The organism is Tunicatimonas sp. (assembly GCF_049647865.1).
Classification (GTDB): domain Bacteria; phylum Bacteroidota; class Bacteroidia; order Cytophagales; family Cyclobacteriaceae; genus Tunicatimonas.
The window spans coordinates 1-8,548 of the sequence record NZ_JBARYM010000297.1 but is presented as its reverse complement, the minus strand read 5'-3'; the positions used below and the strand labels follow the sequence as shown (position 1 = coordinate 8,548).

Below are 8,548 nucleotides of genomic sequence, written 5' to 3'. Positions count from 1 at the left end.
TGCTGAGCAATAAATTCTTCAATAGAGTCTTTAGCAAGTGGGCGAGCTTTTGATTGAGCAGTAGCCATAACAAAGTTATCGCCCGACTTTTTCCACCAATATTCAACACTTAGCTCATCTGCTCCGTGGTTGATCCAATACTGAGTAGGGGCATACGCGTAATGCTCGCGATACACTAAATTTGCTGTCCAGGCAATAGCGGGTTTAGGTACAATTTCACTAATAAATGAAGTGCCCCGTCGCCAACCGTTTTCTGTTTGGTAGCGCACGTAGAAGCGTAGGTTTACTTCAGTAAAGTTTTGATGAAAAGGAACCGGAATACCTAGCAGTTTAGTATCTAGAAATCGAAAACCAACAATACTCACGTAGGTCTTCCCCTGATAATAGTCAAGCTTGGTAGCCGACGGCACAAAAGGTTCTAATACTGCCGGATCCACGGCATAATTAGCCATCAGTAGGTATTTCCACTGGGCAGTTAAAAAGGTTGGTTTTGAAGAAGCTGATTCCATAGTATATCAACCTGCCTAAAAAATCAATGTTTTACCTTTACCTGATCTAGTTCAGAAAAATCAGCCAAAGCGGCTTCATAATTACGCAACCGTACCGATAGTTGGTAATAGGAATTTTCGGTAAAAGATTGATCTAGAATAGTTAAAGAGTGCTGATCAATGATTTTCATTACACTGCTGGTAGCCGCATAATCGAACTCAATATTGATAATTTGCTCTATGTATTTCTCTACGATAGAACTATTAGCTAACGCATCGGTCGCCGCAGTTTTGTAAGCATGGATCAGCCCAGCTACGCCCAATTTGGTTCCACCGAAGTACCGAACCACCACCACCAATGCATCTAACAATTGATACGACCGAATCTGCCCCAAAATTGGGTCACCCGCTGAGTGAGGAGGTTCACCATCGTCACTAGCGCGGTAGGTTTCTTCTTGTCCTTCCTTAGGCTTCAGTACAAAAGCATAACAATAGTGGCGAGCACTGTGGTGCTGCTTCTTCAATTCAGATAGACGTTCTTTCACTTCTTCTTCTGATATTGCTGGATAAGCATAGGCAAAGAACTTACTACCCTTCTCCCGATAACCTCCTTCCGAATCGCCCGACAAAGAATGGTATTGATCTTCCATAATCAGAAAATGAAACTAATAAATCAATCTGGTAAAGATTGCATTTATTTTCACTCAATAAAGGGTTGTAAAGGCTGCACCCAAACTTTCAACGATATCCGAAGCTACTAATGCTTCTTGACTAAATTTCTTTGCCGCCAGATCACCCGCTAGCCCGTGCAAGTATACTCCTAATAAACTGGCCGATAGCGAGTCGTATTGTTGCGCAATGAGTGCGGTAAGAATACCGGTAAGCACATCGCCACTGCCTCCGGTAGCCATTCCAGGATTGCCGCTACTATTAAAGTAAATATCGCCTTCGGGAGTACCAATAGCCGTATGCGAACCCTTTAGCACAGTGTATACACGGTATCGTTGACAAAACTCCTTCAGTAAATCTAAGCGGTGGAAGTCATTCTGCGCTTTCTCTGTAAGCCGCTCAAATTCTTTAGGGTGCGGAGTTAGAATAGAATTTTTGGGGATACTCTCTAAAAGTTTCTGGTGCTGACCACAGATATTCAGTGCATCGGCATCAAGCACCATTCGCATGCTTCGAGCATTAGTCGTTTCTAATACTAACTTTAGCGCCTGTACGGTAGCTTCAGCGGTACCCAGACCGGGGCCAATCCCAATAACATCGTAGTTGGCTAAGTTAGTGGTACCTTCCTGCGGTAGCTCGCTAAAGTATTCATGATGTTGGTCTACGGTAGTCATGGCTTCGGGAACCGAGATCTGCATAATTTCGTAGCCGCAGCCAGGAACATGCGTAGTAAGTAAACCTACTCCGCCTCGGGCACAAGCCCGGCTACACAAAACTGCGGCTCCCATCTTTCCGTAGCTTCCACTAATTAGTAGAGCTTTCCCATAAGTCCCTTTGTGAGAATGGTTTTTTCGCCGTTGACGAAGTTTCTTCATCCATTCGGGAGTGAGGTAGTGGTGTTGAGCTTCAACTTCCTGTAGAAACTTAGCGTCTAACTTAATGTTTACTACCGCCCAATTACCAACGTACTTTTCGTTCTGAGGCAGCAGAAACGCTAATTTGGGCAACTGGAATGTATAAGTAAAATCAGCTTGAACTACTGGATCATCATCTCCAACCGATTTGTCAGCATATAAACCAGATGGAATGTCTACCGCTACTATAGTACAACTACTCTCATTGATCAACTGTACCGCTTGAGTGTATAATCCTTCCAAAGCCCGGTTTAGTCCCGAGCCAAACATCGCATCAATCACAATGCATGGTGTAGGTAGAGTGGGTAGCTCAGATTTATTGCTTACCCGCTGAATAGAAGAGTGATCTACTAATCGTTTTAGATTAGTTTCAAAATCATTAGAACCCTTTTTGCTACCAATAATAAAAACTAAAACATTATACTGTTGCGCTAAAAGCATTCGGGCAATTGCCAAACCATCGCCCCCGTTGTTGCCTAGACCACAAAAAATATAAACCGGACAATTGTGCTCGGGGAACTGCTGCACAAAACGCTGGGTGAATTGGTAAGAAGCCCGTTCCATCAGATCAATAGAGGCAATGGGTTCGCGTTGCATGGTTGCCGCATCAGATTGTCTAGTCTGGGAAGCCGTTAGTATTTTCATTGATCAGAGATTAGGTGATTGCCTTTTATCTGAATAGACTATTTTTGCTGAACAAAGTTTTAAAGACGGGAAACCGATGAAACAATTTACAGTTTGCAAGGGTTGCCCCGCAATGAACAATGTGCAAACTGTGAACTGGAAAAAGGAGAGTGAAGGGGTTTAAAATAATATATCCACTTCTGTTTCTCATCTTCTTTCTCTAAAAAACCTATAACCTTAACACACGAACATCATAACGCTTTAACACTCCAAAATATGTCTAAAAAAATTATTCAAACTTCGGAAGCTCCTGCGCCTATTGGGCCGTACAATCAAGCCATCCTGGCGGGCAACACATTGTACGTTTCGGGACAAATTGCTATTGATGTATCCTCAGGAGAACTGCTCACCGACAATATCACTCAAGAAACCCATCAAGTGATGAAAAATCTGGAAGCTATTCTCCGTACCGCCGAAATGCAATTTTCGAACGTGGTAAAGTGTAGTATCTTCATTCGGAATATGGGCGAATTTGTTACGATCAACGAAGCGTACGGTCAGTACTTTCCGACCGATCCGCCCGCTCGGGAGACGGTTGAGGTAAGTGGTTTGCCTAAAGATGTGAACGTGGAGATTTCCTGCATCGCAGTAAAGTAGTATGAGACTACTTCCGGCCGAAAGCGAAACCCTGGTGCTGCCCTATTCGGGAAAAGAGGTTTTTGAGCGTATCCGGCGAGTAACCCGTCCGATGGAACCTTACCTTCCGCTTTCAGTTCAAGAAGAAGACTTCCAATTTAATGGAGTAGTAGAAGCTGATGGGTTCCGGCTGTCCCGAAAGATTACCCGTCCTAATAGTTTTCTATCCATTATTACTGGAAAGGTAGAATCTACCTCTAAAGGCTGTCTGGTGTTTTTATCCTACAAAATGTTCTCCTCAACGCTACTGTTTATCGGCTTTTGGTCAGTACTTACTCTACTGATTGCAACGTATTTCTTTGTCTATGAAAAGCTCTATGGTTACGCAACCGTAGCCATTGTGGTTGGCCTCGGTAATTACATTATTGCGCTGCTTAACTTTCATAAACAAGTGAGCATTAGCCGTCACCTGATTAGGCTCACCCTAGATGCCTAAAGAAACGTGTCTAATTGATTGTTAAAATCACTTTGATATTTTGACCATTAGTAATTTTAAATTTCTGTTATCCACTATCAATTATCAACTAACATTAGATAACTTCAAAGTAGCGTTTTACTTCCCAATCGGTAACGGATTGGGCATACTGTCGACATTCCCACTCCCGAGTGCTGACAAAGTGATCCACGAAATCTGCTCCGAAGAGTTCAGTAGCCAGATCGGATTCTTTCATCGCCTGGGAAGCTTCCCACAAATTACGGGGTAACACTCCGTACTGATCGTCTTCGTAGCCATTGCCGGTAGTTTTAGGCTGATCTAGTTTTAACTCGTGCCTAATACCGTACAGGCCACTAGCTAGCGCAGCTGCCAATGCTAGGTAGGGATTTACATCTGAGCCTGGTACTCTTGTCTCCAAGCGGGTTGATTTTTTTCCACCGGCCAGTACTCGCAGTGCCGTCGTTCGATTATCGGTACCCCAAGTAAGCGTGGTGGGAGCCCAAGCTCCTTCTACTAGCCGTTTATAGCTATTAATGGTGGGGGCGAACATGGGCAATATATGCGGTAAGCAGTGTAACTGTCCGGCTACGTAGCTTTGCATTAGAGACGACATTGACTCATCGGCTGATTCGTCGTAGAACAGGTTCTTTTGCTGGTCGTTATCCCACAAGCTTTGGTGGATATGGCCGCTACAACCGGGCAATTGCTGATTGGGCTTGGCCATAAAGGTAGCCATCACTCCGTGCTGGTAGGCAATTTCTTTTACACTGTTTTTGAAGAGTACTGCTCGGTCACCAGCTTCCAGAATGTCGCCGTACAGAATAGCCGCTTCGTACACTCCCGGCCCGGTTTCGGTATGCAAACCTTCCAGCGGAACATCAAACTGAAGTAGCAGATCAAATAAGTCGTTAAAAAAAGGGCTATTCAACGAGCTACGCGATAACGAATACCCAAACATGCCAGGCGTCAATGGTTCAATATTAGTGTAGGCTTTCTCCTTGAGCGTTTCGGGGGTTTCGGCAAAGTTAAACCACTCAAACTCCTGCGAAAATTGCGGAACGTATCCGGCATCCAGCGCTTGCTGCTTTACTTTTTTCAGTAAGCTACGCGGACATATCGCTAACCCTTCACCGGATTTATTGATGAAATCGCCGAGAAAAAAAGGCAAATTTTCCTCCCAGGGAATCTGGCGAAACGTATTTAGATCCAACTGGGCATCAGAATCAGGGTAGCCGGTATGCCAGCCGGTGTACTTGGCATTATCATAAGCGGTATCTACAGCATCCCAACCAAATACAACACTACAAAAGCCAAAGCCGCCGTCTATGATAGACATAAACTTATCCTTATGCACCACCTTACCACGCAGGATGCCGTCAATATCAGTAATGGCGAGTTTTACCTTGTGGGCCGGATGGTCGTTAACCGCTTGTTTAATTTCTTCCTGAGTCATAAAAAAAGGAATGATTGAATGTTGGAACGAGTGAATAAAAGATCTACTTCTTTAAAAAAGGTAAACTTAAGTTAAGATGCTAGTGATTAGTAAAATAAACGGTAGTAATAGATAATGTACAATGAACAATTGGCTGGGAGTAAGGAGCAAAGTAATCATCTTCTCAGAAATTAACTTTCATAACCTAAACTACTAAAGGTTGAGATTCTATTGCTAAAAATGTTCAGAAGTGTACTCAAACTGTTCGATAACGGACATGCCATCTGGTCAAAAACCGCGATTACTGCTGTTTTAGGCGGTTTTATCGGCTGGCACAGCAGTTGAAATATACTATTGCGAAGATGCAAGATGTTGCGTCTCACCATTCACCCAAAAATTTAAATAATCATGACAACGCAAATTAACACCCCTAACACCTTATTAATTGACACTGAGTTTGCCGCTATTCCTTATTCCAAAACTACGTTGCAGCTAAACAAACAGTTAGGAATGCAAAGAAACACTACTCCTTTCACCGAGATAGGAGCAGGTAGATTCCGCCGTTTGTTTGATCGTCACGTTACTGCTTTTCGCCGACGTTAGTGGCTAAAGCTAGTCTTCAGAATCTACGGGAGTACTTGTAGTAGCAGAATCCGCATTGATAGCTGATAGTACTTCCGCTAATTCTGCTGGTTTCTTCTTATTGAAGACTCGATCTTAAATATAAATTGCCAGCCTATGTAGTCCGGTAAATTTAACAAGAGATGAGATTAGCATTAGTGTAATGACCAGCGCAAATACTCCACCGCTAAGCTGTTCTAAGTGGGAAAACCCTTTGCCTCGATAGATGTAAACATCTGATCAACCAATTTTATCCTGTTTCAAGCTTTGGTGGATACTCGTTGTGAGAAAAGCATTATAGTGTTTAGGCGTTCAAGTAGTACTGAGCACTATTAGAAATTCACCTATATCTAAAAAACCGAACATACGAATGCCGTAACACTCTGATCACTAACTTGATAAAGTAAAATCCGGCAATCGCACAATTTCTCCACCTTTCTTGGCTGACTCGTGAGCGAGAATTCCTACGCAAGTGATATTGGCTGACTGTTGGGCATTGGGGTAGGGTGAGCGTTTATTAACCAAGGCATCCAGAAACTCATGCACTAAGTGAGGGTGCGAGCCGCCGTGACCGGCTCCCTGAGTGAACGACAGATGCTGGTTATCATCCGAATCGTATACTCCGCCGGTAGTAAATGGCTGAATAGGCTCTGGTAACAGATGCGCATAATCAGGGCTTTCTACTTTTTCGGGAATTTCCGGTTCGGGTTTTTTAGCGGTATGAACGACTAATGGTTCACCTTCAATCAATGGCCACTCTACGGCTTTCTTCACTCCGTACACCTCAAAACTCTCGCGGTACTGCCGGGCTACGTCAAACAACGAGCGATAGATATGAGCACTCAGGTCGGAATCTTTAAATTTGATATGCGTAGTTTCTACCGCGTAGGGCGAGTTATAATGGTGGTGCAGTTCCTCCCGGATGGTGCCGGAACCAAAGCAGGAAACGTACTCGGCTTCGCTACGGGTGAGTCCCAGTACGGGGCCCACGCAGTGGGTGGCGTAGTACATAGGGGGCAGGCCGGGCCAATAGTTGGGCCAGCCGTCCATATCCTGCTGGTGACTGGCTTTTAAAAATTGCACCTTGCCCAGTTCGCCTCTATCGTACAGTTCTTTCATAAACAGAAACTCCCGGGCGTAAATGACCGTCTCCATCATCATATAGGTCAAACCGGTTTCCTGTACCAACTTAACGATTTCTTTGCATTCTTCTACGGTGGTGGCCATGGGTACGGTGCAGGCCACATGCTTGCCCGCTTTCAGTGCCTTAATGGATTGCTCCGCATGGTTGGGGATGGGAGTATTGATGTGTACCGCATCAACATCCGGGTCTTTCAACAATTCGTCGTAATCCGTATAGCGTTTTTCAATACCAAATTCATCACCTACCTCGTCAAGTTTAGACTGGGTACGCTGGCAGATCGCGTACATATTCGCATTAGGATGACGTTGGAAGATTGGGATAAATTCGGCGCCAAACCCGAGTCCGACAATAGCAATGTTTATTTTCTGGTCACTCATATCTGTTAGTTTTATGGTTGGTTATAATAAAGAAGTTTATTCTGATAGCTGATTAATAGCTAGATTAGTAATTGCTTCAAGAAAGCCAGCCCTTCGGAGGCAAAGGTGTCCTGGCTTTCGGCCAGATTACGCCAGATACATACAGCGCCAGCCAGTTCCTTACTTTCAGGAGTAAAGCTCTCAATAGAAACACATCCCTGGTAGTTGATTTCTTTTAACCCTTCCTTCAGATCATCCCAGCGGAACTGCCCCGTTCCCGGTGTACCCCGGTAGTTTTCTGATACTTGTACGTGAATAAGCCTATCGCCTACGGATGTAAACGCCTTTTTCAAATCGGGCTCTTCAATGCTCAAGTGAAATCCGTCTAATAATATTTTCGCTGCCGGATGATTGATATCGTCTACCAACCGGTTGAGATCAGCCGCCGTATTGACCAAATCTGATTCAAAACGGTTTAACGACTCCAGAGCGATTTGCAAGCCACTTTCTTGCGCCATTTGGCAGACTTTAAGCAAATTCTCTACTGCCCGGTTCCACTCCATTTTTCGCTGCTCCTCGGGAATCATGCGAGCTTTACCCACCGCCGAGTACATCGGACCAGCCACAAAAGAAGCCCCCCACTGATTGCAGAGTGCAAAACACTGTTCAATATAGTCAAAGCAGTTCTGGTGCACCGCAGGGTCATCGTGGGTGAGATCGCGGGTTGGACCAAAAGCCGCGCATATGATAGGGGCCAAACCGTGTTCCTCTAAGGCCTCATTCACTTTCGCCCCATCAATCATTTCGGGATATTCCACCGGAATTTCCACCGCATCATACCCCATTGATTTGATCTTGGGAAAGAGCTTAATAGTATCAGTTGAAAACGGAGAAGTCCAAAGCCAAGTGCTAACACCAAAAGTGATCATAAATTTTATGTCTATCGTCGATATTGAGTTTGATACAGTTTCACGCTAAATCGCCTGAGGTTTAACCACTTTCATCGTGCCCTGCATAATGCGCCAGTGGCCAGGGAAGGTACAGACAAACGGATACTCGTCGGGGTTTTCCGGGGCGGTAAACGTCAGCTCTACGGTTGCTCCCGGATCTACTAGTGGAGTATTGTACATTACCTCCTCCATATCGGGGACATATTGCATTTCAGCCC

Annotated in this window: 10 protein-coding genes; 3 read left to right on the top strand and 7 right to left on the bottom strand. The window is 44.6% G+C overall.

Annotated features, from left to right (window positions below):
• The 3 genes from WBA23_RS09130 to WBA23_RS09120 all read right to left on the bottom strand — a co-directional run.
• The coding region (locus WBA23_RS09130; protein WP_424581968.1) for a YqjF family protein at positions 1-509 on the bottom strand (509 nt) is incomplete at its 3' end.
• A 23-nt stretch (positions 510-532) separates the two neighbouring features.
• A complete protein-coding gene (locus WBA23_RS09125; protein ID WP_424581967.1) occupies positions 533-1,138 on the bottom strand; it encodes an IMPACT family protein in 606 nt (201 codons plus the stop codon).
• A 54-nt stretch (positions 1,139-1,192) separates the two neighbouring features.
• Complete coding sequence (locus WBA23_RS09120) at positions 1,193-2,716, bottom strand: NAD(P)H-hydrate dehydratase (RefSeq protein ID WP_424581966.1); 1,524 nt, start codon at positions 2,714-2,716, stop codon at positions 1,193-1,195.
• A gap of 255 nt (positions 2,717-2,971) precedes the next feature.
• Here WBA23_RS09120 and WBA23_RS09115 point away from each other — a divergent pair, with 255 nt between their 5' ends.
• Both WBA23_RS09115 and WBA23_RS09110 read left to right on the top strand, forming a co-directional pair.
• Positions 2,972-3,352 (top strand): RidA family protein, encoded by a 381-nt coding sequence (locus WBA23_RS09115; protein WP_424581965.1) that lies wholly within the window; start codon positions 2,972-2,974, stop codon positions 3,350-3,352.
• Position 3,353: 1 nt separating this feature from the next.
• Positions 3,354-3,827, top strand: coding sequence for a hypothetical protein (locus WBA23_RS09110; RefSeq protein WP_424581964.1), 474 nt, complete (start codon positions 3,354-3,356; stop codon positions 3,825-3,827).
• A 94-nt stretch (positions 3,828-3,921) separates the two neighbouring features.
• Here WBA23_RS09110 and WBA23_RS09105 read toward each other — a convergent pair whose 3' ends face one another.
• Positions 3,922-5,280 (bottom strand): glutamine synthetase family protein, encoded by a 1,359-nt coding sequence (locus tag WBA23_RS09105; protein WP_424581963.1) that lies wholly within the window; start codon positions 5,278-5,280, stop codon positions 3,922-3,924.
• 387 nt (positions 5,281-5,667) lie between these two features.
• Between WBA23_RS09105 and WBA23_RS09100 the strand changes: the two genes are divergently transcribed.
• Positions 5,668-5,862 carry a hypothetical protein gene (locus WBA23_RS09100; RefSeq protein WP_424581962.1) on the top strand — a complete coding sequence of 65 codons (195 nt, stop codon included), beginning with the start codon at positions 5,668-5,670 and terminating at the stop codon, positions 5,860-5,862.
• A 408-nt stretch (positions 5,863-6,270) separates the two neighbouring features.
• Here WBA23_RS09100 and WBA23_RS09095 read toward each other — a convergent pair whose 3' ends face one another.
• The 3 genes from WBA23_RS09095 to WBA23_RS09085 all read right to left on the bottom strand — a co-directional run.
• Entirely contained in the window at positions 6,271-7,401 is a 1,131-nt protein-coding gene (locus WBA23_RS09095; RefSeq protein ID WP_424581961.1) for a Gfo/Idh/MocA family protein, read from the bottom strand.
• Between the two features lie 59 nt (positions 7,402-7,460).
• A complete protein-coding gene (locus tag WBA23_RS09090) occupies positions 7,461-8,309 on the bottom strand; it encodes a sugar phosphate isomerase/epimerase family protein (protein ID WP_424581960.1) in 849 nt (282 codons plus the stop codon).
• A gap of 45 nt (positions 8,310-8,354) precedes the next feature.
• A partial coding sequence (locus WBA23_RS09085) for a plastocyanin/azurin family copper-binding protein (protein WP_424581959.1) occupies positions 8,355-8,548 on the bottom strand: 194 nt, incomplete at its 5' end.

Bases quoted from the DNA above. Each gene is read 5' to 3' on its own strand.
- WBA23_RS09125 (WP_424581967.1), bottom strand. From the start codon at position 1,138: ATGGAAGATCAATACCATTCTTTGTCGGGCGATTCGGAAGGAGGTTAT.
- WBA23_RS09120 (WP_424581966.1), bottom strand. From the start codon at position 2,716: ATGAAAATACTAACGGCTTCCCAGACTAGACAATCTGATGCGGCAACC.
- WBA23_RS09115 (WP_424581965.1), top strand. From the start codon at position 2,972: ATGTCTAAAAAAATTATTCAAACTTCGGAAGCTCCTGCGCCTATTGGG.
- WBA23_RS09110 (WP_424581964.1), top strand. From the start codon at position 3,354: ATGAGACTACTTCCGGCCGAAAGCGAAACCCTGGTGCTGCCCTATTCG.
- WBA23_RS09105 (WP_424581963.1), bottom strand. From the start codon at position 5,280: ATGACTCAGGAAGAAATTAAACAAGCGGTTAACGACCATCCGGCCCAC.
- WBA23_RS09100 (WP_424581962.1), top strand. From the start codon at position 5,668: ATGACAACGCAAATTAACACCCCTAACACCTTATTAATTGACACTGAG.
- WBA23_RS09095 (WP_424581961.1), bottom strand. From the start codon at position 7,401: ATGAGTGACCAGAAAATAAACATTGCTATTGTCGGACTCGGGTTTGGC.
- WBA23_RS09090 (WP_424581960.1), bottom strand. From the start codon at position 8,309: ATGATCACTTTTGGTGTTAGCACTTGGCTTTGGACTTCTCCGTTTTCA.